Genomic DNA, 26,787 nt, shown 5'->3' with positions numbered 1-26,787 from the left:
TCGGCGGGATAGTGCTTCATCCCCACAGGGACTCCGTTCTCCTGGACCATCAAGATCCAAGTCTCTCCGGTGTCCAAAATCCGGGGTCAGGGCCCTCAAACCTATCCGGCAGCTCATCCAGTCGGTGAACGACACCCTCAAAGGCGAACGCCACGGCGCCAGGACCCCATCCGGGGTCCTGGCCCGCGTCGGACAACGCATCCTGGCCCTGACCGCAGCCATCTGGCACAACCGGGCCAACGGAACACCCATCACCCGATCACTCGTCGCCTACGACCACTGACCAGCACTTCGGACTCACTCGTCAGTGCAGTCATCTGCTTCTGAGCGGATACTCAGAAGTACCGGACGAGCCTGTGTCGGCAGTGAAGGTAGGCATCGATCGGTCGGCATCCGCGTACCCGCACGCGGCAGGAGGCGTCATGGACCCGTGGCTGATCTGGTTGATCGTCGCAGCGGTGCTCGGCGTGGCGGAGATCTTCACGCTCACCGCGGCGCTGGGGCTGCTGGGCGGTGCCGCGCTGGTCACGGCTGGGTTCGCGGCGGTCGGGCTTCCACTGCCGTTGCAGTTCCTGGTGTTCACCGTCACCGCGGCGGCCGGCGTGCTGTTCGTCCGTCCCCTGGTGCTGCGCCGCATGCTCCGGCCGCCGGCGGAGAGGTTCGGCGTGGACGCGCTGGTGGGCAGGAGCGCCTACGTCGTCGCGGAGGTGACGGGGGCGGGCGGCAGGGTCCGCATAGGCGGGGAGGAATGGACGGCCCGCGCCTATGACGAATCCCTGGTGATTCCTGCGGGAACGACCGTCGACGTCGTAGAGATCAGGGGGGCCACCGCGCTCGTCTACCCGCAGGGGTGAACCATGGATGTTTCGGCGCTCTTCGTCGCCGGTCTGATCGTCGCGCTCTTCGCGGTCTTTACCGTGGTGCGGGCGGTGCGCATCGTGCCTCAGGCCCGCGCGCGCAATGTGGAACGGCTGGGCCGCTACCACCGCACTCTGAATCCCGGCCTGAACGTGGTCATCCCCTACATCGACCGTGTCTATCCGCAGATCGACCTGCGCGAGCAGGTCGTCTCCTTCCAGCCTCAGCCGGTGATCACGGAGGACAACCTGGTCGTGGAGATTGACACGGTGTTGTACTTCCAGGTCACCGATCCTCGGGCAGCCGCCTACGAGATCGCGAACTTCCTGCAGGCGGTCGAGCAGCTGACCGTCACCACGTTGCGCAACGTGGTGGGATCCATGGACCTGGAGAAGGCCCTCACCTCGCGCGACACCATCAACAACCAGCTCCGCGGGGTACTGGACGAGGCCACCGGAAAATGGGGCCTGAGGGTCAACCGGGTGGAGATCAAGGCCATCGACCCGCCTCAGTCCATCAAGGACGCGATGGAGAAGCAGATGCGGGCCGAGCGGGACAAGCGGGCCGCGATCCTCGGGGCCGAGGGACAGCGCCAGTCCCAGATCCTCACCGCCGAAGGAGACAAACAGGGTGCCGTGCTACGCGCGGAGGGCAACCGCACGGCCGAGATCCTCAAGGCAGAAGGACAGTCCCGGGCCATCGACGAGGTGTTCCAAGCCGTACACCGCAACGACCCCGACCCCCAACTGCTCGCCTACCAGTACCTGCAGATGCTGCCCCAGCTCGCCCAGGGCCCGGGCAGCACCTTCTGGGTGATCCCCAGCGAAGTCACCTCCGCACTTGAGGGTGTCTCCCGCGCGTTCAGCGAGGTGCTGCCCCAGTCGCCGGCCACCCGCGAGAAGACCTCGGACGACAAGGGCGCCCAGGCCGCGGACGACGCGGCGCAAGCCGCGGAGGCCGCGGCCCAGGCCCTCGCCGACGCCGCCGAGGCCGACAGCACCTCCGGCATCCCTCCGGGCCTTCTCGACGGCAAGTGAACCAGCGGTCGACCCAGCACCGGCCTGCACTCCCGACAGGCAGCCCGCTGAATCCGCTCGCAGACGGCCAGACCCACAAAGAGGCAGGTGAGGACGTGGAACCCGAGATGGACGAAGAACGCGCCCTCGCAAGGATCGAGCGATGCCTAGCACGCGACGACCCGGAACTCGCCACCCGGATCAGCATGCTGAACGAGCAGTTCCCCCAGATGTGCGTCGAGGGTCGGCCACGGCGGAACCGGCGGAAGACCGCCGCCATAGTGCTGGCCATCGTGGCCCTGCTGGGGCTGGTCCTCACAGTGCTCCTCACGAAAACGCCGCCCGATGAGAACCCAGCGCGGCCAGTCGGCCTCGCCCCGGCCGCCGCCGCGCAGTCCCAGTGCCCGCAGACCTCCGACCCCCTATTCGAAGAGGCACCTGATGCGTGCTCGTGATGTCGCGGAGCGGTACGCCCCGGTCGGCGTGGACACATACGACTCCGAGGCGGTCCGACCACTCGTGCACAAAAGCGCCTCCCTAGCCTGCCAGTGGCCGGTCCCGACAGCTGCGAGGGGCCCGGAGGTGCCGGGGGTTGCGCCTGATGCGTGATGCTGACCCCCGTGAACGCTCGGTCTTCCTGGGGCTGCTGCCCTGGCCGGAGCGCGTACAGGTGGCCCGCGCCCTGCGCACGGAAACGGTCGGCGGGCTGGTGCTGCTCGCTGCCGCCGTGGTCGCGCTGGCCTGGGCGAACAGCCCATGGAGCGACAGCTACGAGGCACTGCGCGACGCCCACTTCGGCATACCCGCACTCGGGCTGGACCTGTCGGTTGAGCACTGGAGTTCCGAAGGACTGCTCGCGATCTTCTTCCTGGTCGCCGGCATCGAACTCAAGCGCGAACTGGTCACCGGACAGCTGCGCACCCCCGCCACCGCGGCCCTGCCCATCGTCGCCGCCGTGTGCGGCATGGCGGTACCCGCAGGGATCTACCTGGCCACCGTCGCGGCCGGCGGCGGCAGTGCCGAAGGCTGGGCGGTGCCGATGGCCACCGACATCGCCTTCGCCTTGGCGGTACTGGCCGTACTCAACACCCACCTGCCCTCGGCCATGCGTGCCTTTCTGCTCACCCTGGCCGTGGTCGACGACCTGGGGGCGATCCTGGTCATCGCCCTGTTCTTCACCAGCGATCTCAATCCGGCAGCTCTCGGCGGAGCAGCCGCCGGACTCGTCGTGTTCTACCTGCTGCAGCGATTCCGGGTACGCGGCTGGTGGTGGTACGTGCCCCTGGGCCTCGTCATCTGGGCACTGACCTACAACGGGGGCGTGCACGCCACCGTGGCCGGAGTCGCGATCGGCCTGATCCTGCGCTGCGCCCCCGACCGGAAAGCGGGCGAGAAGACGTCACCGGGTGAGCGGGCCGAGCACCTGCTACGACCGGTATCGGCGGGTATCGCCGTCCCCCTGTTCGCCCTCTTCGCTGCCGGAGTGAGTATCTCGGCCCCCACACTGGGCGAGGTGTTCACCCGCCCCGAACCGCTGGGTGTGGTCCTGGGCCTGGTCATCGGCAAGACGGTGGGAATCTTCGCCGGAACCTACCTGGCCGCCCGCTTCACCCGGGCCCGGCTCAATCCCGACCTCGCGTGGGCCGACGTCCTCGCCCTCGCGGTACTGGCCGGTATCGGTTTCACCGTCGCCCTGCTCATAGGCGAGCTGGCCTTCCCCGACCCGGTCGACGCCGAACACATCAAGGCCTCCGTCCTGCTCGGCTCACTGCTCGCCGCCGGCCTGGCCGCGCTGCTGGTCAAACGCCGCAACGTCATCTACCGCAGGCTGTGGGAGGAGGAGGACCTCGACGAAGACGCCGACGGCCTGCCCGACATCTACCAGCACGGCACGGACGACCCCGATACACGCGCCCCGGGCGGGCGCTGAACCCCGCATCACCCCGACCGCCGCACGGTGCCCACAGGGCGGGACCTTCCCGGTCGTCACGGGGGCAAGCAAGCGGAGATCCGTATTCGGGGCAGCCCTTGCGCCGTCGACGGACGACAGTCTTCCTCGCGCCGGGGCGGCAGGAGGCGCAGTCGGTCCGGCTCTACGCGGACCGGCCGCCGCGCGAAGGACGGCGGGCCCCGGTACAAGTGGGGTATGGATGTATGGCGTCCGCTCGGGAGGTGTCAGGGGTATCTGCCGATCGCCGATCACGGTCTGGTGGGCGACGGGCGGGGCTGCGCCCTGATCGGCCGGGACGGCGCGGTGGGTTTGATGTGTGTGCCGCGTTTCGATTCCCCGCCGCTGTTCGCCGCCGTGCTCGACCGGCGCCGGGGCGGCGCTCTGATCCTCGCGCCCGTCGAGGTACGGCGCTCCCGCCAGCGTTACGAGCCCGCCACCGGTGTTCTGGTGACCGAGCTGGAGGGGCCCGAAGGCACGGTCGAGGTCACCGATGCCTTCCGTCTGAGACCGGGCTGCCGTCTGGAGGACGACGTCAGGGCCGGAACGGGACAGCTGCTCCGCCGGGCCAGGGTGGTCGCGGGGCGGGTGGCCCTGCGGGTCGTGGTCGAGCCGCGCTCGCCGGCGGCCGCCCGATGGGGCCGGGACGGCTGGGAGCTGGCCTGTCCTGAGCAGGGTGTCACCGTGCGGATCGCCTCGACACACCCCCTGCCCTGCCTGGACACCACAGTGGCCCTGCGGCATGGCGAGGAGTTCGCTCTGTGCCTGGACTGGGGCGGCGGACCCGCCGCGGATGTGCACGAGGCGGAAGCGGGCATCGAGTCGACCATGCGGGCGTGGCGGCGGTGGGCCGTCCAGATGCCGGCCGATGTTCCCCGGCCGGACCTGGTGCTGCGATCCGCGATCACGCTCAAGCTGCTGGACCACATCGAGAACGGTGCCATCGTCGCGGCCCCCACCTCCTCCTTGCCCGAACACATCGGCGGATCCCGGAACTGGGACTACCGCTACGCCTGGGTCCGCGACGCGGCCTACGCCGTGTTCGCATTGCGCCGCATCGGGCTGCGCAGCGAGGCGGAGGGGTTCCTCAGCTGGGTGCTGGCAGCCCTCGCGGGCGGGGAGCGGCCGCTGGTGCTCTACGACCTCGACGGCCTGCCACCCCCCGCCGAGGTGATCGACTCTTACCTGGAGGGATACCGCGGATCGGCTCCTGTGCGCTGGGGCAACGCGGCGGCCGGGCAGGTACAGCACGACGTCTACGGCGAGGTCCTGGACTGCGCCTTCCAGTGGGCGGCCACCGGCGGACGTCTCCCCGATGACCTGTGGTGCCAGCTCGCGGCGCTGGTCGAGGAGGCGCGGACAGCGTGGCGACGGCCCGATCACGGGATCTGGGAGGTCCGCACACCGGCCCGGCCGTTCACCTACTCCGCCGCGATGTGCCAGGTCGCCCTCGACCGGGGCACCCGGCTCGCACGCCGGCTGGACCTGCCGGGCGACGCGAACGGCTGGAGCGCCGAAGCGGCAGCCCTCACCGACCGGATCCTCACCGACGCCTGGGACGACCGGGCCGGCGCGCTGACCGGGCAGCTGGGCGGCGGAGCCGGTCTGGACGCCTCCCTCCTCGCGCTGCCCCTGCGACGGGTCCTTACCGCCGACCATCCCCGCATGGCCGCGACCACGCATGCGATCGCCGAGCGCCTCGATGCGGGCGGGGGGCTGTTGTTCCGCTACCTGCCCGACGCCACCCCCGACGGACTCGAGGAACCCGAAGGCGCGTTCCTGCTCTGCAGCTTCTGGATGGTGGACAACCTCGCCGGCCAGGGGCGGACGGAAGAAGCCGACATCCTGTTCGAACAACTCTGCTCCTACGCCAGCCCGCTCGGCCTGCTCTCGGAGGAGATCGACCCAGGTGACGGATCACTCCTGGGCAACTTCCCCCAGGGCCTCAGCCACGTCGGACTCATCTCCAGCGCGATCGTCCTCGCCCGCACCCGGCGCGGCATCAGGCCAGAGCTATCCCCAGCCGCCTGGTTCCAGGAATGACCCGCCCGCCCGCACACAAGATCACCGATCACACAGGCCGCTCGGCAGTTGATCGTGCGGGACGTGTTTCACACCCTGTGGCATCTGACGCGCCACGGGGGACTGAGCCGCCTGGTCATGACCGCGATGTGGCGCCCCATCGCGCGCCTATGCCCTCCTGAACCGCCGGCCCCGGCTCGCCGGCGCTCACCTCGGTACGGTCACGATCGGCCAGTCGCCCGAGAATTCCCGGCAGAGGTGGTTTCCACGCGTGCGCCGACATCAGACGTCTCCGCGAGCGGAGCCCGCCCTGTGGGCGGGTCGGCGCGGTTTCTACCGCGCGCGGTGCCGGAGGCGGTGCAGGACGGCTCCGGCGACGCAGACTGCGAAGAGGAGGGCAGCGGGCCATAGGTAGGTGGTACGGGGAGTGGCGTGTGAGGCGGGGGCGGCCCGGTGGACGGGGGCTGCGCGCGAGGGCTTGGGTCCTGGCGGGGGCTGAAGTGTGCCGACCGGGTCGAGGTGCCCTGCGGCGGCGAAGCCCCAGTCGAGGAGGGCGCGTGCCTCCTCGTAGACGGCGAACCCACCGCCGTACTGGGGGTTCATCACGGTGACCAGTAGGGTGCGCCCCTCGCGGCGGGCCGCCGATACGAGGGTGTGGCCGGCGTTGGAGGTGTAGCCGTTCTTGATGCCGATGATGCCGGGGTAGCGATCGACGCCGTCTTCGCCCGTGACCAGCCGGTTGGTGTTCTCGATGCCGTACGTCCACGTGGGGCTGCCGTCGCTGTTGGTGTCGCCGGGAAACCGGGCGTCGGCTTGTGCCGCGTACCGGGCGAAAGCGGGGTTCGCGAGGCCGGCACGGCCGAAGACGGCGAGGTCGTAGGCGGAGGAGACTTGGCCGTCGACGTCGTATCCGTCAGGGGAGACGACATGGGTGTCCCGGGCTCCCAAGGAGCGGGCCTTGGCCTGCATCTGAGCCGCGGTCTCCTCCCAACCGCCGTTCATGGCCGCCAGGACGTGAACGGCGTCGTTACCGGAGCTGAGGAAGACGCCCCTCCACAGGTCGGCGACCCGATAGGTGCGGCCTGCGTCGAGGCCGACCAGGCTGCTGCCCTCGCCCACCCCGTCCAGTTCGGCGTCGGTAACGGTGTGACTGCGGGTACCGGGCAGGCCAGGAAGGGCCGTAAGCGCGAAGAGGGTCTTGAGGGTGCTAGCTGGCGGCAGAGGCAGGTGGGCGTCGTGGGCGGCGAGTACCTCGCCGGTACCGGCGTCGGCCACGAGCCAGGACAGGGCGGAGATGCCGTCGGGGAAGTCGGGGGCTCCTTTGCGTGCCCGCACGTGGGTTCCCGGCTGGTGCAGCAAGGATGGGACGGGAAGAGCTGCGGGCCGCGGAGGCGCGGGATCTGCTCGGGCCGTCCCGCCGAGGGCCGGTGCGAGAAGGATGCCCGCACCGGCCGCCAGGGCTGCCGCGCCGGAAAGGAGCCTGCGGAGGTATGAACCGATGGTCATTCAGTCAGGTTAGGAACGGCGGGGCCTGTACGCAGCGCACGGTCGGCCGACCGGCCGTACCCAGTCATACGTCGGCGATAGAACCCTGATGGCAGCCGCCCGGCATGGCGAGCAGGCGCTCCGTTCGAGCGGTGGCGAGATTCGGCAGCGCCGGTCAGGCCACCGGGCTCATCAGTCCCGCCGAGCCGCTGCCTGGGCGCTCTGGTGGAGACGGGTGCGGAGCGTGGTGGCGAACTCCTCCGCGCGGGAGAGCTGGACGCGGAGCCTTTCAACCTGGTCCGCGGCCGCCTGTTCGTAGACCCGCACGCGCTCCAGCAGCGCTTCGCGCTCATCGGCGCCCAGCGCGTCATGGGCGTCGATGCGGTCGGTGGCTTCCAGCAGGTCGCGCATCTGGTCGAGGGTGAAGCCGAGGGGCTTCATCCTCCGGATGACCATGAGTCGGTGCACGTCGTTCTCGGTGTAGAGACGGAAGCCGCCCTGGGAGCGTGCCGAGGGGATGACCAGGCCTGTCTCCTCGTAGTGCCGGATCGTGCGCAGGGACAGCTCGGTCCTCGTCGCGACCTCGCCGATCTGCATGTGCTTGCTGTCCACGCCGCGATCCTCTGGCCCTTCTCGTCCTCATCGAGCGGTCCCGCTCGGACACCGCCACCCCCTACTCTAACGTTAGGGTAGAGTTGTGCGCGGTGAGGGCGGATTGACGTTGCTCCACCGTTGCCGTGTCGGGGCCGATGACGCCCCCGGCGAAGCCCCGATTGCCGCGGGAGAGAGCGTGCGCGAGTCCATGACGCCCGACGCTGCCGCCTGCCCGCCGTGACGCTTCGCCCCCGGACGTGAACCCCGGCCCCCTGTCGCGCGGGCCTGCTCGTCCCTTTCCGATCTTCCGGCTCCGCGCTCACGGAGCCGTCCGCGGTGTGCCGGCCCGGCACCACCGCGTCCTCCCGTGCACCCCGGCCTGCCGTAGGGGTGCCCGAGCACGACAGGTTGCCACTCTCTTGCCTTCCGCTGCTTCCGCCGTGTCCCCGGCCGCGCGTCTGCGCGGCCTGAAGCCCGACTGGCTGTCCGACCCGAAGGTCTGGCGCACCGAGGTCCTGGCCGGCCTCGTGGTCGCGCTGGCGCTGATTCCCGAGGCGATCTCGTTCTCGATCATCGCCGGTGTCGACCCGGCGATCGGCCTGTTCGCCTCCTTCACCATGGCCGTGGTCATCTCGATCGTCGGCGGCCGCCGGGCGATGATCTCCGCCGCCACCGGCGCTGTCGCCCTCGTCATCGCACCCCTCAACCGTGAGCACGGCCTCGGCTACCTGATCGCCGCCGTGATCCTCGCCGGCGTCTTCCAGGTGGTCCTGGGTGTGCTCGGGGTGGCGAAGCTGATGCGGTTCATCCCCCGCTCGGTGATGGTCGGCTTCGTCAACTCCCTCGCCATCCTGATCTTCATGGCCCAGGTCCCGGAGATGACCGACGTGCCGTGGGCCGTGTACCCGCTGATCATCGGCGGCCTTGCGCTGATGGTGTTCTTCCCGAGGATCACCACTGTGATCCCCGCCCCGCTGGTCTCCATCGCGCTCCTCACCGTCATCACCGTCGGCGCCGCCCTCGCGGTACCGACCGTCGGCGACAAGGGCGCCCTGCCGTCCTCCCTGCCGGTACCGGGCCTGCCCGACGTGCCGTTCAGCCTGGACACCCTGACCACCATCGCCCCGTACGCGTTCGCGATGGCACTGGTCGGCCTGATGGAGTCGCTGATGACCGCCAAGCTGGTCGACGAGATCACCGACACCCACTCGAACAAAACCCGCGAGTCCGTCGGTCAGGGCATCGCCAACATCGTCACCGGCTTCTTCGGCGGCATGGGCGGCTGCGCCATGATCGGCCAGACCATGATCAACGTGAAGGTGTCCGGCGCCCGCACCCGCCTGTCCACGTTCCTCGCCGGCGCCTTCCTGATGATCCTGTGCATCGCCTTCGGCCCGCTCGTCTCCGACATCCCCATGGCCGCACTCGTCGCCGTCATGATCATGGTGTCCTTCGCGACCTTCGACTGGCACTCCATCGCCCCCAAGACCCTCAAGCGGATGCCCGTCGGGGAGATCGCCGTCATGGTGATCACCGTCGTCTGCGTGGTCGCCACCCACAACCTCGCCATCGGCGTCGTCGTCGGCTCGGTCACCGCCATGGTGATCTTCGCCAAGCGCGTCGCCCACCTCGCCGAAGTCACCGCCGTCACCGACCCCGACGACAAGACGGTGGTCTACCGGGTCAGCGGCGAGCTGTTCTTCGCCTCCTCCAACGGCCTCGTCGGCCAGTTCGACTACACGGGCGACCCGAAGAGGATCGTCATCGACCTGAGCGCGGCCCACATCTGGGACGCCTCCTCCGTCGCCGCCCTCGACGCGATCGAGACCAAGTACAAGCAGCGCGGCAAAACCGTCGAGATCACCGGCCTGAACGACCCCAGCGCCGACCTCCACGGCAAACTCACCGGCGAACTGACCGCCGGACACTGACCGACCACCGGCATGACCACACGGGGCTCCCGGCCGACGGCCTGGAGCCCCCGCCGTTCGCAGCCGCGGCAGACGAAGCAGATCCCCTGACGCGACCACTCCGGCGGCGGGCTGGGGCTACTCGGCCGGCGCCTGCGACGGAACCCGCCCGGCGAGCTCCCGTGGAACCCCGCTCATGCACCGGGCGGGGGCGAAGCGCTGTCCGGCCCCTCCCCGCCCTGGCCGTGCTCGTCACGCACGAGGGACCGGCCGAACGCCGTCAGCCGGGCAACCGCGTCCACGTCGGGTTCCACGCGGCGGGCCAGCGCGCTGCGGATCTCCTGGAAGACGGATGCCTCCAGACCGCAGCGCCGGCAGTCTTCCAGATGGACCGCGACCCGACGTGCGGTGACCTCGTCGGTCTCCCCGTCCAGGTACGCCTGGAGCACCCGCGCCACCCGCAGGCAGTTCATCCGGCGCTCTCCCGAGCGGCGAGCCCACCATGAGTGCTTGTTCACATCACACCTCGCTTCGGTGCCAGTCCCGCCGCGGCCAGCCGGGCGCGTATCCGTTTGCGCGCGCGGTGCAGTCGGCTCATCACGGTCCCCTCGGGCACATCCAGAAGGCGTGCGGCCTCGGCGTAGGTGAGGCCGTCGATGTCCACCAGTTGCACCACCTGCCGGTGCTTGTCCGGCAACGCGGACAGCGCCGAGTCCACCACCTCGTCGAACGCCTCGCCGACCACCGCCTCTTCCGCTGATCCTTGCCGGCCTTCGCTGCTGAGCCGGTCCAGGTCGGAGTCGGGGTCGTCCAGCAGGTGCGGGCGGCGCCGTCGGTGCCGGTTGATCTCGGCCCGCCGCATGATCGTCAGCAGCCACGCCCGGGGATGTTTGCCGTCGAACCGGTCGATGGCCCGGTAGGCCCGCAGCAGGGTGTCCTGCACCAGGTCCTCGGCGTCCGCGGGCTGCGCGGTCAGCGTCATCGCCACCCGCAGCAGCACCTCCACCTCCGGCAGCACGTAGGCGGCGAACGGCACGCCCCGAGGGTCCGCTGGGTCCGGCGGCGCTGTCACTTGGTCTTCCACACAGCGGAAACCCCCTGTCCCGTTCTCCGCATTCCATCCGCCCTCACATGCCCGCCCGGGCCGCGTACCCCGTGGTGGGACCGGGGAGCCGACAGCGTGAGCCGGTGGAATGCCGTGCGTCTCGGCCCGGGTTTCCGGTCCATGAGGAAGCAGCGCGTCCCACGGCCGGGACAGGTGTGGGCCGAGTGCCGGGAGGGCGTACGGCATGTGCGGCTGCGCGGTGATGTGGAGGCATACGCCGACGGACAGCTGACGGGAGAGCGCCGGACGCGGGTGGCCTCGCACCTCACCGCCTGCTGGGTGTGCAGCGGCAGCCTGCAACTGATCCAGCTGATCAAGGCGTCCCTCCGGCACAATCCGCAGCGCGGGCCGGCCTCCCTCGCATCAGCCCGGCTACGGCGCCTCGCCCACGAGCTCGGTGCCCTGCCCGGCTCGGACACCGACGCCGCCCCGTCAGACGAAGCGCCGTGACGGTTCATTCGGCCCGGGCGCGCGACGAGCCGGGACGCACCCCACGCCTGCGCTCCGACCAGCATCAATCGGGGAGAGCCGGTCGCAGGGGAATCGGCACCCGCAGGAACGCCAGGACTGACCTTCGGCTCCATCGCCCAGGCGATGGCCGGGCAAGGAGCGGTCGGGACCGGATGATCGCCTCGGCGCAACGGCGGGACGACGACCGGGGCGGGACGCCCCTCGAACCAGCGTTGCCGGACCCGGCAGACCGCTCCCCCGGACCGCGACCGCCCCGCAGCAGGAATCCCGCGTGCCGCTGAGGTCGGTCAGCAGCAGCCTGTCGGCGCCTGCGCGCCCGGGCCGCTCGCCGTGTCCGCGGGGCCGCAGGGGAACAGGCCGAAGTGCCTGCTCCTGTCGCCGGTGACGGTGAAGTGCGGCGCGTAGCGGGTGGCGCTCAGCATGTCGGCGGTGTTGCCGCAGACGAGCATCGGCTTCCCGGCGTCGAAGCGATGGTGGTCGTCGAGGTCGAAGGCGTGCGGCTGCTCGGCGATGGTGCCGTGGTAGACGGCAACCTGGCCGTAGTCCTCGCAGCGGTCCTCCAGCGGGAGCTTGAAGGCGCGGACGGTGCGGGAGGTGAAGGTGGCGAAGCCGATCTTCCGCTCGATGCCCGGGTCGCTGATCGTCACCGGGGAGCCCGCAAAGGTGCGGGCGTCCGGGCAGCCGGCGCGTTCCAGGATGCGGCGGAGGTCCTCCGTGTAGAGGGCGCCGGCGAGGCACTCTCCGACGAGGACGGGATCGTCCAGGAGAGCGGCAGGCAGGCGGCGGTCGGCGAAGATGTCGGAAAAGTACAGCTCGCCGCCGGGGCGCAGGACCCTGAAGATCTCGGAGAGGACACGCGGTTTGTCCGGCGAGAGGTTCACCACACAATTGGAGACCACGACGTCCACGGAAGCATCCGTGATGCCGGCCCCCGCCAGGTCCTCGATGTAGCCGTGCCGGAAGTCGGTGTTGGCGTGGCCGAACCGTTCGGCGTGCCAGCTCTGGTGGCGGCGGGCGACGGCGAGCTGTTCCTCCGTCATGTCGACGCCGATCACCCGGCCGGTGGGACCCACCAGTTGGGACAGCACGTAAGCGTCTCGTCCGCTGCCGCAGCCCAGGTCGAGCACGGTGGCGCCCTCGAGCGCGGGTGGGATGGGCGAACCGCAGCCGTAGAAACGCTCCAGGACCTCGTCGTGTACTTCGCCGAGAGCCGCGGCGATGCGCAGGGGTGGCGCCACGTCGGTACAGCAGGCCGAGGTCTTCAGGTCCGCGGAGGAGGCGAGTACCTTGCCGTAGTAGTCCTTGACGGAGTCTGCCACGGAGGGGATGGGTTTCTGCCGCGCTTGGGATACGTCGCTTGTCGCCATGTCTCTCCCTGATGAGTGGGTTTGCGCGCTCCGGCCAGTGGTTCGCCGGGGCCGCGACGGGAACCCTCTGTGCGGCGGTTGTCATTCCCGTCCGCTGTGTCCGATCCCGGATGATCTTGGGGAGTCGGACCGCCCAGAGCGATCCACGGCCAATGCCTGCGGAATCGGCCAAGGAGCCGCCGAGCCCGGTGCAGAAGAGCCGCGAAGGCTACCGGTGTTCACGGCAGGCACACGTGTACGCGGTTACGCCCGTCGCCCTCGACTCGCTCTTCGGGTCGCGCGATTGCCTCGTGCCCGTGTACGGCAGCCCTGCGGATCTTCGCGGCCGGCAGCGCCGGTATCCGTCGGACATGACGGACGCGGAATGGCCGGCGCGGTGCGACCCTTGCCGCCCACGCCCTCCTGGCCGTGTGGCGACCCTCCAGGCCCCCGATTGAGGACGGGACAGGCATCGAGGGCGACGGGCGGCAGGCGGCCGTCGGTTCAGTCGAGGGCAGCGAGGTGGTCAGCAGTACCGCCGTGCCATTCGATGAGGAAGAGGGTGGCGTCGTCGCTGGTCCGGCCGCCCCGTTCCCGCTTCAGCGCGTGGGAAAGGGCTCGTACGACCGCCCGCACTCCTTCCGCGGTGCGTTCGACGCGGTTGACGCAGTCGATGAGCTGTTCCTCACCGAACTGTTCCGCGCCCGTTTCGTGCTCTTCGATGAGTCCGTCGGTGAAGCAGAGCACGCGGTCTCCGCGCTGGAGCGTCTGCTCGCTGATCCTGGGGTCGTCGCCGCCGAAGCCGACCGGCAGGGTGGTCAGGCTCTCCAGCCGCTGGATGACCGTATGATCGCGGATTAGCAAGGGTGCCGGATGGCCCGCGTTGACCCATTGCAGGTGTCCCGTCGCGATGTTCAGACGCATCATCTGCGCGGTGACGAAGTGGTCGGGCCCGAACTGGCCGTCGATGGCCTCGTCCATGAACGCGTAGATCTCGGCGAGACCGATGTCGGCGCGCCGGGCGTGCCGGTAGGCGCCGATGGCGACCGTCGCCATGGTGGCGGCGTCCAGGCCGTGGCCCATCGCGTCGATCATCGCCACGTGCAGGATGTCGTCGTTGAGGGCGTAGTCGAAGCTGTCGCCCGCGACCTGGTAGGCGGGCTCCAGGATCCCGGCCACCTCGACCTGCGGGCACGACATCGTCAGGGGAGGCAGCAGGGACCACTGGATCTCCGCGGCCACGCCCATCGGTGCGCGGCGCCGGGCCAGGAAGAACTGGTCGGTGTAGGCGTCCTTGGTGACGATCATGTCGGCGACCAGGCCGGCGAGGCGTCGCAGCAACCGTCGGTCGTCGTCGTCCACGGTGTCCAGGGTCAGGCCGATCACTCCCACCTGGTCGCTGCCGTCCAGCAGTGGCAGATACATCCGTACACCGTCGGCCCGGGGCACTTCGACCGTCCGCCCGCGCAGGAACGCGGTCCCGGCGGGCGAGCCGTCGATCGACTCCGGCTCGCCGACGGTCAGACGCCTGCCCGGCAGCGGAATGAGCACCAGCTGCTCGTAGTCCTGGAGGAGGATCGACACGTCACGGCCGCCGACGACGGCCACCTCTTCCGCGATCAGCGGCGCGATCAGCTGCGGTGGCATCTGGTGTGCCCGGTCCAGCAGCACACCCAGCAGTCGCTCACCGAACCCTTCCGACCGGTCCACGTCGACCCTCCCGGGCGGCCGCTCGCCATCTGCCATGTCCGCTCACTCCATCTGTGCAGGCACCGGGCACGTCTCCCACGGCTGCTTCTGCTGTTCGGCTTCGGTGGCCTTGAGCCGGTAGGGCTCGGTGCCGGTCTGTGGATCGGTGTGCAGTTGAACGTTGGCCCGGCGGCGGTCGCCGCGCGTCGGTGAAGGTCCCGTCCCACTCGCTGAACGGCGGACTGGGTGCCACCGCGGTCGCGTTGCGACGCCCTTCGCCGGCTTCAGCACGCTGATGCTTGGCGGCGGCCTTCTCCGCCAGCACGGGACACACCAGCGCCTTCGTCAGTGTGTTCCGCGACATCTTGCACCGCCGAGCCGACATCCGCCCCGACCCCGCCGGGCCCGTCCGGTGATCATGACGAATCCACTCACAGACCCACTCACGTGACCCGTACACCCGCGTGCTCCCGACACGGCCGTGATCAACGGACCACAGCGTGACCCGCCGAACAGCCCACAACTCGCCATTACGCCATCAGCGGTATGTCACACGTCGTCGGGCAGAGTGGCGCTCGACCTCGTCGGCGAACCGATGGTGCTCACGCCCACCGCCCCATCTCCCGTTCATCCTGTCAAGAACTGTCGGGCCCACTGGCCGAGCGAATCGACCCACCTGCTCTATCGCGCGACAGGTCCCCGCATCCCAGCGCACCCCGTGCCGCGAGTGGAGCAGGACTACGAGGACGGCCGGCCGTATCCACGACGCCGTGCGAGCCGACCGCCGCGCCGCCCCGTCCGGGCCCTATCGGACTGCGCGTGGCCGGTACTGGTGAGGGTGTTGCCGGGGTTCACACCGGCTCCTGTACCGCTGGTCCGGTGGGAAGGTCGGCCACCACGCGGCGCAGCGGCAGCTCAAGGCTTCGTCCCCGGACCGCCCACCGCGCCAGGGAGCGCTTGGCGGCCTGGGAGCGGTGGTGAGTCAGTCCGGGCAGATACAAGGCATCGGTGAGCAGGGCCGCCGCATCGGCCGAGTCGATGGCCAGGGTGAAGACGCGTCGCTCGTCGCAGCGGACGCGGAACCCCGCCGAGCGCAGGAGGGCGGCCAGTCCGTCGCGGGCCTGCGGGTTGGGCCACGGCTGGTGTACAGCGCGCAGGGCTGCCATCACCCGGAGCCAGATGAGCCTGCCGGATGGGGAGAGGCCGGACTGGGCGGGCACCAGCGCCGCGAGCGTCCCGCCGGGGCGCAGTACGCGCCGGATCTCCCCGAGGACTTGCGGCAGGGGGGTGACGACCGGAAGGCACATGGCCGCGCAGACCGCCGCGACGCTCGCGGAGGCGGCCGGCAGAGCGTCCGCGGCGGCCCGCACCAGCGGACCACGGCCCCGGCGTGCCGCTTCGGCGAGTTCGGAGGCCGACAGGTCGATCCCGACCCAGTCGGCGTCCGAAAGCTCCTCGCGTGTGGGTGCCGAACCGCAAGCCAGGTCGAGGACCGTGCCCCGAACGGTGTGCAGGGGCTCGGCCAGCCAGGCGTACGGGGAAGTGTCGGTCAGGCTGAAGAGCTGTTCGGTGATGCCGGGATGCGCGTGGTGGTAGGCGGTGATGAAGCGCCGCCAGTCCTGTTCGTCCATCCGGTTCTCGTCTCTCTTCCGGCCCGTGGGGACGCCCGCGCCCCTGTGCTTGTCGCCGGGAACCCTGCCGGGGCGTCTCCGCATTCCGCTTCGGACACGCCGGACGCGAACGGTTCACGGCGACCGGCCTTCCTGGCCGTGATCGTGTGGGGCGAGAAGAAGGGGAAGGCCCGGCCGGCGTCATCGGGTTTCCCTCACATCCCACGAGCATGCGCCTACCGGAGAGAGCCGACAGCATGAGTACGTACGACCTGGTCGTGATCGGAGGCGGAAGCGCCGGCCTGACCGCGGCCCGCACCGCCGGGCGCCTCGGCGCCCGTGTACTACTCGTCGAGCGGGACCGGCTGGGCGGGGACTGCCTGTGGACAGGGTGCGTACCGAGCAAGGCCCTGCTGCACGCGGCCTCCGGCGTCCAGGCCGCCCGCCGCTCCGCCGCTTACGGCCTCTCGCCCGTGACCGGCCCGGCGGACCTCGCGGCGGTCATGGGCGGGGTGAAGCGGGCAATCGGGGCGATCGAGCCGCACGACTCGGCCGAGGCACTCGCTCCGTTCGGCGTAGACGTGGCGCACGGTGCGGCTTCGTTCACGGGTCCGAGAACCCTGACCGCGGCCGGGCGGGAGGTCTCCTTCCGGTACGCCGTGATCGCTACGGGCTCCACGCCGGCTCTGGTGCCGGTCCCCGGGTTGGCCGAGGCCGAACCATTGACCAGTGACACCATCTGGGGGCTGTCGGAGATCCCGTGCCGCCTGGTCGTGCTGGGCGGCGGGCCCATCGGCTGCGAACTGGGACAGGCGTTCGCCCGCCTCGGCTCGCAGGTCACTCTCGTGGAGGCGATGGACCGTCTGGTGCCCCGTGAGGAATCCCGGGCCTCCCGGGTGCTGCGGGAGCGGCTGGAGGCCGAGGGCGTCACCGTGCTGACCGGTTACCGCGCCGAGCGAGTCGATGCCGGCGCGGTCCACGGGCCCGGCGTCTCCCTCCCTTACGACGCGCTGCTGGCCGTCGCGGGCCGCCGGGCCAACACCCTCGGGCTCGGCATGGAGGCGGCCGGTGTGGAGCTGACCCGGACCGGTCACGTCCGCACCGACGGCAGGCTGCGCACCACCAACCACCGGATCTATGCCGCCGGCGATGTGACCGGCCGTTCGGCCTTCACCCATCTGGGCGGCGCTCAGGGCGCGGCGGCGGCCACCGACGCCCTCCTGGGTGTGCGCCGCCCGATCGACTACCGCGCGGTGCCCTGGGTGACGTTCACCGATCCGGAGATCGCGCGCGTCGGCCTCACCTGTGACGAGGCGAGCGCAAGGTACGGCGACAGGGCGCGCGTCCACACGCTGGAGAACGACCGGCTCGACCGAGCGGTCGCCGACGGCCGTACCGAGGGCTTCACGACCCTGGTGCTGGGCCCGCGCGGGAAGATCGTCGGGGCCACGGTGGTCTCGCCGAGGGCCGGCGAGACGATCGCCCATCTGGCGTCGGCGGTCCGCCTGGGCTGGACACCCTCCGACTACGCCCGCACCGTGCACCCCTATCCCACCTACGCCGACGGACCCTGGCACGCGGCGCTGGCCGACGTGTACGCCCGTCTGGCCCGGGGCAGCGGCCCCATCCGCGCGCTGCTGAAACTCCGCGGAAAGGTGTACCGGTGATCCTCCGTATGATGCTGGGCGCCGTCCTCGCGGCGATGGCGCTGGGGCAGCTCGCCTCGTTCGACGCGATGCCCGCCATCCTGACCGCCTACGGTCTGAGCTCCGAGGCGGCCTCGACCGCACTGGCCGTCGTGCTGATCGGCGCCGAGGCCGCCACGGCGGTCTGGTTCCTCGCCCAACCCCGCTCCCGCGCCGCCGCTCCCGTCTGGCTGTACACCGCCGTGGCGGTGGCATGGGCAGCCCTCGCGACCCAGGCGTTCGCCCGCGGAGTCGACCTCGACAACTGCGGCTGCTTCGGCGCCTACTTCACCCAGCCGCTGCGCTGGTACGTCCTCGTCGAGGACGCCCTGATGCTGCTGTACGCACTGCTCCTGTGGCGCGGACTGCGGCGGACCCGGCCCCCCTCGCCCACATCCGGGGCGGCCCTCGCGGCAGCCCGGCCCCCGCAGGAGAACCACTGATGCGGATCATCACAGCACTGCGTGCCCTCGAGCGTGCCACCCGTCCCTACGACACCGAGTTCGCCGAGGCGATGGAACGCCGCTGGGCGGAACTGCCCGACGCGGCCAGGACCCCGGGCCAGATCCTCGGCCGGCACGGCGTCGGCTGCGAGGGCACCCACGGCGTCTTCCCTAAATGCAACCTCAAGTGCACCCCCTGCTACCACTCCCGTGACGCCAACCAGGTCCGCGTCGACGGCCCGCACACCCACGAACAGCTCGCGGCACAGATGCGCCTGCTGCTCGAGCTGCGCGGTCCGCGTGCCCACACCCAGCTCATCGGCGGCGAGGTGAGCCTGCTCAGCCCCGACGACCACGCCGCCGCGCTGGCGATCATGCGGGAGCACGGCCGGGAACCGATGAGCTTCACCCACGGCGACTTCGACTACGACTACCTCACCCGGCTCGCGCTCGGCCCGCACGGCATGAGGCGCTTCGGGCGGCTGTCGTTCGCCGCGCACTTCGACAAGTTCATGTACGGCCGCCGCGGCATCGAACGCCCACCGGACGAGGAGTCGTTGAACCCGTACCGGGCGCGGTTCGCCGCCATGTTCGTCCGGTTGCGGCGCGAGCACGGGGTGCGGTCCTTCCTCGCCCACAACATGACCGTCACCCCGGGCAACCTCGACGAGGTCGCGAGCGTCATCCGCGACTGCCAGGCCATGGGCTATGGCATGTTCTCCTTCCAGCCCGCCGCCTTCCTCGGCGACGAGCGGCGCTGGAAGGAGAAGTTCCGCGAGGCGACCCCGGACGCGGTGTGGGCGGAGATCGAGCGCGGCGCCGGAACCCGGCTGGACTACCGGGTCTTCGAGAACGGCGACGTGCGTTGCAACCGCACTGCCTACGGTTTCTACGCCGGCCGCCGCTGGTACCCATTCCTCGACGGCGACGACCCGCGCGATCTCGCCGTGCGCGACGCGTTCTTCCGATACTTCGGGAAGGTGACCTTCACCGGCACCCCGCCCGCCCTCCTCGCGGCCAGGCTCCTGCGGGTGGTTGCCCGCCACCCGTCCACGGCGGTGACGGCGCTTCGCTGGCTGGGCCGCACCGTCCGCCGGGTCGGAGCGCTGCGACTGGTCCGGCACCGGATGCGCGTGCGTCCGGTGACCTTCGTGATGCACCAGTTCATGGACGCCGACGTCGTCGCCCCTGCCTGGGAGATGATGCAGCGCGGCGAGCAGGCCGAGGACCCCGGGCTGCGCGAGACCCAGGAGCGGCTGGCCGCCTGCCACTACGCCATGGCCCACCCCGAGAACGGCACCCTCGTCCCCGCCTGCGTACAGCACGCCGTACTAGACCCGGCCGAGAACGCCGCGCTGCGCACCCTGCTGCCGATCATCGAAGTCCGCACCCCGGCCGACGGATCGTCCGGCACGTCACCGAAGGAGAAATAGTCCATGCGCATCGGTGTGATCACCGGCTCCGGCAGCTACGACTGGCCCCACCTGGAGGGGGCTGCGGAGCGGACCGTCGTCACCGACCACGGCGTCGTCACCGTCACCGAGGGACACCTCGCGGGCACGGAGATCGTGCAGCTGTCCCGGCACGGCGCCGGTCACCACCGGCTCTCCAGTCAGGTCGACCACAAGGCGAACCTTTCCGCTCTGCTCGTGTGCAAGGCAGAGGCTGTCGTGTCCTTCACCGTCTGTGGCTCCCTCGACCCGGCCATCCAACTGGGCTCCCTGGTGGTCTTCGACGATCTGTACTTCCCCGCCAACCGGCTGCCCGACGGCACCCCGTGCACCTGGTACGACACGCCCGGCGCGGCCGGCTGCGGGCACTGGATCTTCGACCGGCCCTTCAGCGAGCCGCTGCGCCAGGCGCTGATCTCCGCCGCCGAGCTAACCGGGGTGCCCGTCGTGTCGGAGGGCGTGTACGGGCACGTCGACGGCCCCCGGTTCAACTCGCGCCCCGAGGTGGCCGCCCTGGCCGCGGCCGGGGTGTCTGCCATCAGCCAGACCGCGGGCCCGGAGGTCGTACTGGCCGGGGAGGCGGAACTGCCCATGGCCTTGGTCGGTTTCGTCACGGACTACGCCAACGGCGTCGCCACCGAACCGGAACCGGTGCAGGCCCTGCTGGACCGCATGGAGGCGAGCAAGGACATCTTCGCGACGCTGGCCAGGCTTGTGCTCCCTTCCCTGGACCGGGTGACCGGCGCCGGCTTCGTCTACCGGTTCGACGCATGAACACCCCCGGCCACCAGGGCACTCCCGCCATCCTGGTCATGGCCAAGGCGCCCCGTCCCGGAATGGTCAAGACCCGGTTGCACCCGCTGCTGGGTCCTCTGCGCTGCGCGATCCTCCAGGCCGAACTGATCCGCCACACCGTGGAACTGGCCACCTCCCACATCCCCAGGGCCTACCTCGCCTGCGCCCCGGGCGAGGGCGAGGGCGAGGGCGAGGACATCATCAGCACGGCAGTTCCCGCCGGTGTCCGCTTGCTGCGCCAGCGCGGAACAAACCTCGGAGAGCGCCTGGCCACGGCCGTGACCGACGCCTTCGCCGACGGCGCCGTACCCCTGCTGGTCGTCGGCACCGACGCACCGACCCTCACCGGCAGCCGTCTGACCGCCGCCTTCACCGCCCTGGAGAACCACGACCTGGCACTGGGACCCGCATTCGACGGCGGCTACTACCTGATCGGCCTGCGCGCTCCCCACACTTCGATTTTCGGCCTCGGCGCGGACGTCTGGAGCACCGACCGGGTCCTCACGGCCACACGCGCCCTCGCCGGAGATGCGGGACTGAGCGTGGGACTGTTGCGTCCACTGCGCGACCTTGACACCCCCGAGGACGCCGCCGCACTCCTGCAGGACCCGGCGCTGCCCGCGGCGCTCGCCGTCCTGCTCCAGTCCACGGAGACCCCATGACACAAGTGTCGATCATCGTTCCGGTCCTGAACGAGGAAGCCGGCATCCGCAGCGCGCTGAGCCGTCTGTGCCGCGACTTCCCCGACTGCGAGCTGATCGTCGTGGACGGCGGCTCCACCGACGCCACCGTCGAACTCGCCTCCCGCCACGCCACCGTGATCACCAGCGAACGCGGCCGGGCCCGGCAGCTGAACGAGGGCGCCCGGCACGCGTCCGGCGACATCCTGTGGTTCATCCACGCCGACACCGCCATCGAACCTGGCGCCCTGGGCCAGATCCGGGCCGCTCTCGCCGACCCGGCCATCGTCGGAGGCGGCCTCACCCTCCGCTTCGACCGCAGCACACCCGCCCTGGACTACCTCGCGTGGACATCCAACGCCCGCGCCCGCCGCCTCCACCACATCTTCGGCGACCAGGCCATGTTCATCCGCCGCACCGTCTTCGACGCCCTCCGCGGCTTCCCCGACCTGGCCATCATGGAGGACCTGGAGATGTCGCGGCGCCTGCACCGCCGCGGCCGGCTGCGCCTCCTGCGCGCGACCTCGACGGCATCCTCGCGCCGCCTGGTCGCCCACGGCACCTGGCGCATGATCGCCTTCATGCAGTACCTGAAGCTGCTGTACTTCGCCGGCGTCTCCTCCGAGACGATCTTCGATCGCTACACCGCGGGCCCCCGCCTCTTCGCGAAGAGGACCCCGCCGGCGGCGCGGACCAGCCGTACCTGAACGCGCCCCGCCCTCTCCCTACGACACCTTGGAGACCGACCCCCCATGCGCATCGCAGTCAGCGGAGGCCCCTACGGAAACCCGTACGCCCTCCAGGCATTCGTCGACGACGCCCGCGCCCGAGGCGCCGAACGGCTGTTCTGCCTGGGCGACCTCGGCGGATTCGGCGCCGATGTGAACGCTTTGTGGCCGATCCTCACCGACAACGGCATCGAGTGTGTCGCCGGGAATTACGACGTGGCCATCGCCCGCGGCGACACCGACTGCGGCTGCGGCTACCGGGACCCGAAGGACAACGAGTACGCCCAACTCATCTACGACCACACCCTCGCCACCACCCACCGCGACTTCGCCACCTGGATGGGCACCCTGCCCACCGAGCGCCGGGAGACCATCGACGGCGTCGACATCCACATGGTGCACGGCTCGACCCTGGCGCTGAACGACTTCTGGTGGGAGTCGCTCCCCGAGGACCAGCACCGACTGCGCACCGAGGCGTCCGGGGCCGATGTCGTGCTGTGCACCCACAGCGGCCTGCCCTGGCAGCGACACGTCGACGACACCCTGGTGGTGAACGTCGGAGTGCTCGGCAAGCCGGCCAACGACGGCCGCCACGAGGTCTGGTACGCGATCCTCGACCTGGACGGCGGGCACCCGACCGCCGAGCTTGTCCCTCTCTCCTACCACTGGCAGGCGCAGGCCGCCTCGATGCGCGCCGCCGGGCTGCCAGAGATCTTCACCGAGACCATCGAAACCGGCTGGTGGACCACCTGCCTGGAAATCCTCCCGGCGCGCGAACGCTCCAGAGGCCGCTACCACCTCTACCGCTCCACCCTGCCGTCCGGATTCAAACCCGCCGACGACGGCTGGGGCGAGAGCACACCACGGGTCCCGGAAGATGACCGGCCGGTGGTCCCCCTGTTCGGCACCCCGTACTTCCCGTCCCGGCTGTGGATCTACACCAACTTCCACTGCAACCTGGCCTGCGACTACTGCGCGGTCGCCTCCTCCCCGAAAGCGGTCGCGCGCAGCCTGCCCATCGACACCTTCCGCGCCCTGGTCGACGAGGCCGTACAGGCCGGGTTCACCGAGCTGTACCTCACCGGTGGCGAGCCCTTCCTGCACCCCGACATCGTCGGCCTCCTCGACTACGCCTCCGCCGAGCTGCCCACCGTCGTGATGACCAATGCGATGCTGCTGCGTGGACAGCGTGCCGGCGGCCTCGCTGATCTGGCCGGCCGGAAGCTCACCGTCCAGACCTCCCTGGACGGCGCCACCGCCCACACCCACGACGCGCACCGCGGCGCCGGCTCCTGGCAACGCACCATGGACGGCATCCTGCACCTGATCACCCTCGGGCTGCCCCCTCGTGTCGCCCTCACCGAAACCCCGGACAACATCCACGAGGTCGCCGCGGTCGCCGAGCTACTGACCGGACTGGGCCTGCCCGCCGACCACTTCGCCGTACGCCCGCTGCTGCGCCGCGGCTTCGCCGAGAGCGGCATGGAGATCGGCGAGGACTCCAGCATCCCCGAACTGACCGTCACAGCCGACGGCCTGCACTGGCACCCCGCCGGCGCCGACCTCACCACCAGCCCCGACCTGCACCTCGCACCCGCCGGGACCCCGCTCGCCGCGGGCAAACAGCTCGCGACCGAACACTTCTTCGCCGCCCGCCTGGACGACGGCAGCATGCCCCGCCCCGTCCACTGCGCCATCTGACCCGTACGGAAAGGGAGTCCACCATGCAGCGCCACGTCGCGATTCTCGGCGCCGGCCCCGTAGGGCTCGACGCCGCCCTCGCCTGCGCCGACGCCGGATGGCCGTTCACCGTCTACGAAGCCGGGGAATCCGCGGCCACCCACGTGCGGGCCTGGGGCCACGTCCGCCTGTTCACCCCGTGGGACCTCAACGTCTCCCACCGCATGCGGGCCCACCTGCCCCACGCCCCGACCGGCGACGTCTGCCCCACCGGGACCGAACTCGTGGCCCGCCTGCTCGACCCGGTCGCCTCACTGCCCGCCCTCGCAGGCCGCATCCGCCACCGCACCCGGGTCGCCGCCATCGCCCGCACCGGCCTGCTCAAACACGAGCAGGCCGGTGCCGACACCCGCGCCGCCGCCCCCTTCACCCTCCTACTCGACGCCCCCGACGGCGAGGACACCGCCGAGGCCGACCTCGTCCTGGACTGCACCGGCACCTACTCCCACCCCAATACCCTCGGCTCCGGCGGCATCCCGGCTCCCGGCGAACGTCCCCTCGCCGATCGCATCACCCGGACCCTCCCGAACACGAGCGACCCCGGCCACTGGGCCGGAACCGTCCTGCTCGTCGGCGCCGGCAAATCCGCCCAGACCGCGGCCCGCGACCTCGCCGCCCTGCCCGGCACCCGCGTCGAGTGGGCCGTACGCAGCCAGGCCCCCGGCTGGGGCGCCGTACCCGACGACACGCTGCCGGGCCGCCGCCAACTCGTCGACACCTCCCAAGCCTTTGCCGACGGCGCCCACGCCCGCGTCACCGTCCGCACCGGCGTCCATATCCAGAGCTTGCACCCCGACGGTGACCGAGTACGCGTCGCCCTAGCCACCGCCAGCGGCCCGCGCGAGATGCTCTGCGACCACATCGTGGCGCTGACCGGGTACACCGGCGACTCCTCTCTCTACCGGCAGTTGCAGGTGCACGAGTGCTACGCCACCGGCGCCCCCATGAACCTTTCTGCAGCCCTGCTCAAATCCGCGGGCGGGGACTGTCTCGCCCAGCCGTCCGCCGGGATCGAGGCCCTGCGCAACCCCGAGCCGCACTTCTTCATCCTCGGCGCCAAGTCCTACGGCCGCCTCAGCACCTTCCTAGTGCGCACCGGCTACGAACAGGTCGACGAGATCACTGGCGCGTACACCGGTGAAACGGTGCTGCTACCTGCCGGTACGTAAGCACCGTCACATACGTTCCCCATGCACCGGCCCTAGCGTCAGCGAGGAGGAGAGACATCCGCACCGAGAGGAAGCGCACCATGACAACCACCGTGCAGGTATCCCCGCGAGTCGCCATCATGCCGCTGCACGCCGCCTGGGGCGCCGCAGCCGGCGTGGTCGGGGGCATCGGTATGGGCATCTGGATGTCCGTCTCCAGGCCGATCATGGACACGGCGATGATCACCATGGTCGCCGGTCTGCTGGGCTCCACCAACGCCGTCGCGGGCTGGCTGATCCACCTGGCCATCGCCGTCTCCTTCGGCTTGGTCTTCGGTGCCCTGCTGGGGACCTACGCCCGGCGGATGGTTCCCGCGGCCATGCTCGGGCTGGGCTTCGGGGCCGTGGCGTGGCTGATCGGAGCGATGTGGATCATGCCCGCCAACATGGGTATGCCGGTCTTCGAGTGGAACGCCGTCACCCGCTCCAGCTTCGGCGCGCACCTCGTCTTCGGACTGCTGCTTGGACTTGCCTATGCCGGCATCGCATCGATGATGGGCAAGCAGCGGACGGGCTCGGCCTGAGCATGGGACACACACCACCGGAACCGGCCGGCACCCCGGGCGCAGCAGCGCCGCCCCGGGGTGCTCCACTCGGGGGACCCTCTCTGCCCCAAGGGGCACACGACAGCGGATATGCCCTTGTTGGCAACGAGGTGCCCCATTGTCTGGTTGCCGACGCCGACGCCCTGGCGGCCCCACCCTGGGGTGCGGCGCCGCAGCCCTGGGCCCCGGGCCGACGCGAGGACATAGGCCGCATGCGCGAAAGCCGTCACGAGGACGCCGACCGGACCTGGTGCCTGTCGGAGGTCGACATCTTCTGCGACCTGAACGAACCGGAAATGGCCGCCATCGCGGACGCCGCCCCGATGAGAACCTACACCGCGGGCGAGATGCTCTACTCACCGCCCCAGCCGTGTGAGGTGCTGTTCATCCTCAAGCGCGGCCGCATCCGCGTCTTCCGGGTCTCCGCAGAGGGCCGCGCTCTGACCACGGCGATCATCAGCCCCGGCACGATCTTCGGCGAGATGGTGGTGCTCGGGCAGCGCATGTACGGCAACTTCGCCGAGGCCCTCGATGACGTCACCGTCTGTGTGATGGGCCGCGACGACGTGCACCGTCTGCTTCTCTCGGACCCGAGGATCGCCGCCCGCATCACCGCGATCCTCGGCCGGCGCCTCGCCGACCTCGAACAGCGCCTGTCCGACACGGTCTTCAAATCCGTCGCCCAGCGCGTCGCCTGCACCCTGATCACCCTCATCCCGCCCAGCCCGCCGGCCCGGGCGCTGCGCCCGCTGGCCGGACATCCACAGGTAGCGCTCACCCACGAGCAGCTGGCCGCCCTGGCCGGGACATCCCGCGAGACGGTCACCAAGGTGCTGCGCGACCTGGCCGACCGGGGCCTGCTGAAGCTGGGCCGCGGCCGCATCACCGTCCTCGAACCGGACCGGCTGCGGGACGAGGCCGGGTAGCCGCCCCAACGGCGACCGCGACCGCGCGCCTGAGGCGCACGGACGAGCCGGCGGGGATCACGGTGCGAACGGCCTTCACCTCTCCTGCGATCAGCTCGGACCATGGTCAACACTGTGCCGGGCCCAGTCGCCGTTCCAGGTCCCGCAAGTCCTTGACCAGTGAGGAGCGGACCTTGTGTCCCATCAGCGGAGCGGCAAGTCGGTAGTGGCCTGATGCGTCACCCCGCACGCGGATCCGCGCGATCGTGCCTCCGTCCGGGCGCGGGGTGAAGGTGTAGGTCACGCGCATCGGCATCGGCCCGGCAACGGACACCATGTCCAGCAGCTGCCCGGGGTCGTGGGCGGCGACGCGGAGCACGTAGTCGATGCGCTTGCCGAGGAAGCACGCGGTACGCGTCACCTGCGCACCGACGCCGAAGCCGCCGCCGTCAGCCTCCGGGCCCTGACCCCGGATTTTGGACACCGGAGAGACTTGGATCTTGATGGTCCAGGAGAACGGAGTCCCTGTGGGGATGAAGCACTATCCCGCCGA

The 26,787-nt window shown here is 70.5% G+C and carries 24 protein-coding genes and 2 pseudogenes; 18 read left to right on the top strand and 8 right to left on the bottom strand.

The genetic code is table 11. The annotated features are described in order from the left end of the window. The 6 genes and pseudogenes from ACZ6S8_RS37985 to ACZ6S8_RS37960 all read left to right on the top strand — a co-directional run. Positions 1 to 283 (top strand): annotated as a pseudogene (locus tag ACZ6S8_RS37985) (IS982 family transposase); the annotation flags it as partial. 139 nt (positions 284 to 422) lie between these two features. Continuing rightward, positions 423 to 854, top strand: coding sequence for an NfeD family protein (locus tag ACZ6S8_RS37980; RefSeq protein ID WP_469462762.1), 432 nt, complete (start codon positions 423 to 425; stop codon positions 852 to 854). Positions 855 to 857: 3 nt separating this feature from the next. Beyond that, complete coding sequence (locus tag ACZ6S8_RS37975) at positions 858 to 1,895, top strand: SPFH domain-containing protein (protein WP_469462761.1); 1,038 nt, start codon at positions 858 to 860, stop codon at positions 1,893 to 1,895. Between the two features lie 95 nt (positions 1,896 to 1,990). Beyond that, entirely contained in the window at positions 1,991 to 2,329 is a 339-nt protein-coding gene (locus tag ACZ6S8_RS37970) for a DUF3040 domain-containing protein (RefSeq protein WP_469462759.1), read from the top strand. Positions 2,330 to 2,475: 146 nt separating this feature from the next. Continuing rightward, positions 2,476 to 3,804 (top strand): Na+/H+ antiporter NhaA, encoded by a 1,329-nt coding sequence (nhaA, locus tag ACZ6S8_RS37965; RefSeq protein ID WP_469462757.1) that lies wholly within the window; start codon positions 2,476 to 2,478, stop codon positions 3,802 to 3,804. 216 nt (positions 3,805 to 4,020) lie between these two features. Next, a complete protein-coding gene (locus ACZ6S8_RS37960; protein ID WP_469462756.1) occupies positions 4,021 to 5,865 on the top strand; it encodes a glycoside hydrolase family 15 protein in 1,845 nt (614 codons plus the stop codon). A gap of 312 nt (positions 5,866 to 6,177) precedes the next feature. Here the strand turns inward: ACZ6S8_RS37960 and ACZ6S8_RS37955 are convergent, their stop codons facing one another. Beyond that, positions 6,178 to 7,350 carry a D-alanyl-D-alanine carboxypeptidase family protein gene (locus ACZ6S8_RS37955; protein WP_469462755.1) on the bottom strand — a complete coding sequence of 391 codons (1,173 nt, stop codon included), beginning with the start codon at positions 7,348 to 7,350 and terminating at the stop codon, positions 6,178 to 6,180. Positions 7,351 to 7,521: 171 nt separating this feature from the next. Then, entirely contained in the window at positions 7,522 to 7,941 is a 420-nt protein-coding gene (locus tag ACZ6S8_RS37950; protein ID WP_469462753.1) for a MerR family transcriptional regulator, read from the bottom strand. Between the two features lie 422 nt (positions 7,942 to 8,363). Here ACZ6S8_RS37950 and ACZ6S8_RS37945 point away from each other — a divergent pair, with 422 nt between their 5' ends. Further along, positions 8,364 to 9,854 (top strand): SulP family inorganic anion transporter, encoded by a 1,491-nt coding sequence (locus ACZ6S8_RS37945; RefSeq protein ID WP_469462751.1) that lies wholly within the window; start codon positions 8,364 to 8,366, stop codon positions 9,852 to 9,854. A gap of 173 nt (positions 9,855 to 10,027) precedes the next feature. On the opposite strand, the gene ACZ6S8_RS37940 is transcribed toward ACZ6S8_RS37945, so the two are convergent. Next, positions 10,028 to 10,351, bottom strand: coding sequence for an anti-sigma factor family protein (locus ACZ6S8_RS37940; RefSeq protein WP_469462750.1), 324 nt, complete (start codon positions 10,349 to 10,351; stop codon positions 10,028 to 10,030). Beyond that, on the bottom strand, positions 10,348 to 10,869 hold the full coding sequence (locus ACZ6S8_RS37935) for an RNA polymerase sigma factor (protein WP_469462748.1): 522 nt from the start codon (positions 10,867 to 10,869) through the stop codon (positions 10,348 to 10,350). Before ACZ6S8_RS37935 ends, ACZ6S8_RS37940 begins: the two co-directional genes overlap by 4 nt. A 189-nt stretch (positions 10,870 to 11,058) precedes the next feature. Here ACZ6S8_RS37935 and ACZ6S8_RS37930 point away from each other — a divergent pair, with 189 nt between their 5' ends. After that, entirely contained in the window at positions 11,059 to 11,388 is a 330-nt protein-coding gene (locus ACZ6S8_RS37930) for an anti-sigma factor (RefSeq protein ID WP_469462746.1), read from the top strand. Positions 11,389 to 11,696: 308 nt separating this feature from the next. On the opposite strand, the gene ACZ6S8_RS37925 is transcribed toward ACZ6S8_RS37930, so the two are convergent. From ACZ6S8_RS37925 to ACZ6S8_RS37915, 3 genes are all read right to left on the bottom strand, one after another. Next, positions 11,697 to 12,728 (bottom strand): methyltransferase domain-containing protein, encoded by a 1,032-nt coding sequence (locus ACZ6S8_RS37925; RefSeq protein WP_469462744.1) that lies wholly within the window; start codon positions 12,726 to 12,728, stop codon positions 11,697 to 11,699. A gap of 531 nt (positions 12,729 to 13,259) precedes the next feature. After that, positions 13,260 to 14,501, bottom strand: coding sequence for a PP2C family protein-serine/threonine phosphatase (locus tag ACZ6S8_RS37920; RefSeq protein WP_469462743.1), 1,242 nt, complete (start codon positions 14,499 to 14,501; stop codon positions 13,260 to 13,262). 794 nt (positions 14,502 to 15,295) lie between these two features. After that, the gene (locus tag ACZ6S8_RS37915) at positions 15,296 to 16,075 is read right to left on the bottom strand and encodes a methyltransferase domain-containing protein (protein ID WP_469462741.1); all 780 of its coding nucleotides are present in this window, start codon (positions 16,073 to 16,075) and stop codon (positions 15,296 to 15,298) included. 236 nt (positions 16,076 to 16,311) lie between these two features. Here ACZ6S8_RS37915 and ACZ6S8_RS37910 point away from each other — a divergent pair, with 236 nt between their 5' ends. The 10 genes from ACZ6S8_RS37910 to ACZ6S8_RS37865 all read left to right on the top strand — a co-directional run bounded on the left by ACZ6S8_RS37910 (position 16,312) and on the right by ACZ6S8_RS37865 (position 26,255). Next, complete coding sequence (locus ACZ6S8_RS37910) at positions 16,312 to 17,721, top strand: dihydrolipoyl dehydrogenase family protein (protein WP_469462739.1); 1,410 nt, start codon at positions 16,312 to 16,314, stop codon at positions 17,719 to 17,721. Continuing rightward, the gene (locus ACZ6S8_RS37905) at positions 17,718 to 18,182 is read left to right on the top strand and encodes a MauE/DoxX family redox-associated membrane protein (RefSeq protein ID WP_469462737.1); all 465 of its coding nucleotides are present in this window, start codon (positions 17,718 to 17,720) and stop codon (positions 18,180 to 18,182) included. The genes ACZ6S8_RS37910 and ACZ6S8_RS37905 overlap by 4 nt, the downstream gene beginning before the upstream one ends. Further along, the gene (locus tag ACZ6S8_RS37900) at positions 18,182 to 19,615 is read left to right on the top strand and encodes a radical SAM domain-containing protein (RefSeq protein ID WP_469462735.1); all 1,434 of its coding nucleotides are present in this window, start codon (positions 18,182 to 18,184) and stop codon (positions 19,613 to 19,615) included. Before ACZ6S8_RS37905 ends, ACZ6S8_RS37900 begins: the two co-directional genes overlap by 1 nt. 3 nt (positions 19,616 to 19,618) lie before the next feature. After that, positions 19,619 to 20,407, top strand: coding sequence for an MTAP family purine nucleoside phosphorylase (locus ACZ6S8_RS37895; RefSeq protein ID WP_469462733.1), 789 nt, complete (start codon positions 19,619 to 19,621; stop codon positions 20,405 to 20,407). Further along, positions 20,404 to 21,090 (top strand): TIGR04282 family arsenosugar biosynthesis glycosyltransferase, encoded by a 687-nt coding sequence (locus ACZ6S8_RS37890; protein ID WP_469462731.1) that lies wholly within the window; start codon positions 20,404 to 20,406, stop codon positions 21,088 to 21,090. Before ACZ6S8_RS37895 ends, ACZ6S8_RS37890 begins: the two co-directional genes overlap by 4 nt. After that, positions 21,087 to 21,815: a TIGR04283 family arsenosugar biosynthesis glycosyltransferase gene (locus ACZ6S8_RS37885; RefSeq protein WP_469462730.1), complete on the top strand. Its 729-nt coding sequence runs from the start codon at positions 21,087 to 21,089 to the stop codon at positions 21,813 to 21,815. Before ACZ6S8_RS37890 ends, ACZ6S8_RS37885 begins: the two co-directional genes overlap by 4 nt. Positions 21,816 to 21,860: 45 nt before the next feature. Next, complete coding sequence (locus ACZ6S8_RS37880) at positions 21,861 to 23,537, top strand: radical SAM protein (RefSeq protein WP_469462728.1); 1,677 nt, start codon at positions 21,861 to 21,863, stop codon at positions 23,535 to 23,537. Positions 23,538 to 23,560: 23 nt separating this feature from the next. After that, positions 23,561 to 24,745, top strand: coding sequence for a Rossmann-fold NAD(P)-binding domain-containing protein (locus tag ACZ6S8_RS37875; protein WP_469462726.1), 1,185 nt, complete (start codon positions 23,561 to 23,563; stop codon positions 24,743 to 24,745). An 80-nt stretch (positions 24,746 to 24,825) separates the two neighbouring features. Next, positions 24,826 to 25,308: a hypothetical protein gene (locus ACZ6S8_RS37870; RefSeq protein WP_469462725.1), complete on the top strand. Its 483-nt coding sequence runs from the start codon at positions 24,826 to 24,828 to the stop codon at positions 25,306 to 25,308. Positions 25,309 to 25,541: 233 nt separating this feature from the next. After that, the gene (locus ACZ6S8_RS37865) at positions 25,542 to 26,255 is read left to right on the top strand and encodes a Crp/Fnr family transcriptional regulator (RefSeq protein WP_469462723.1); all 714 of its coding nucleotides are present in this window, start codon (positions 25,542 to 25,544) and stop codon (positions 26,253 to 26,255) included. Positions 26,256 to 26,361: 106 nt separating this feature from the next. Here ACZ6S8_RS37865 and ACZ6S8_RS37860 read toward each other — a convergent pair. Beyond that, positions 26,362 to 26,691: pseudogene (locus tag ACZ6S8_RS37860) on the bottom strand (SRPBCC family protein); the annotation flags it as partial. Positions 26,692 to 26,787: the final 96 nt, after the last annotated feature.

It is taken from the genome of Streptomyces sp. NPDC048461 (assembly GCF_055587105.1).
This window is presented reverse-complemented; position numbering and strand designations above follow the sequence as displayed.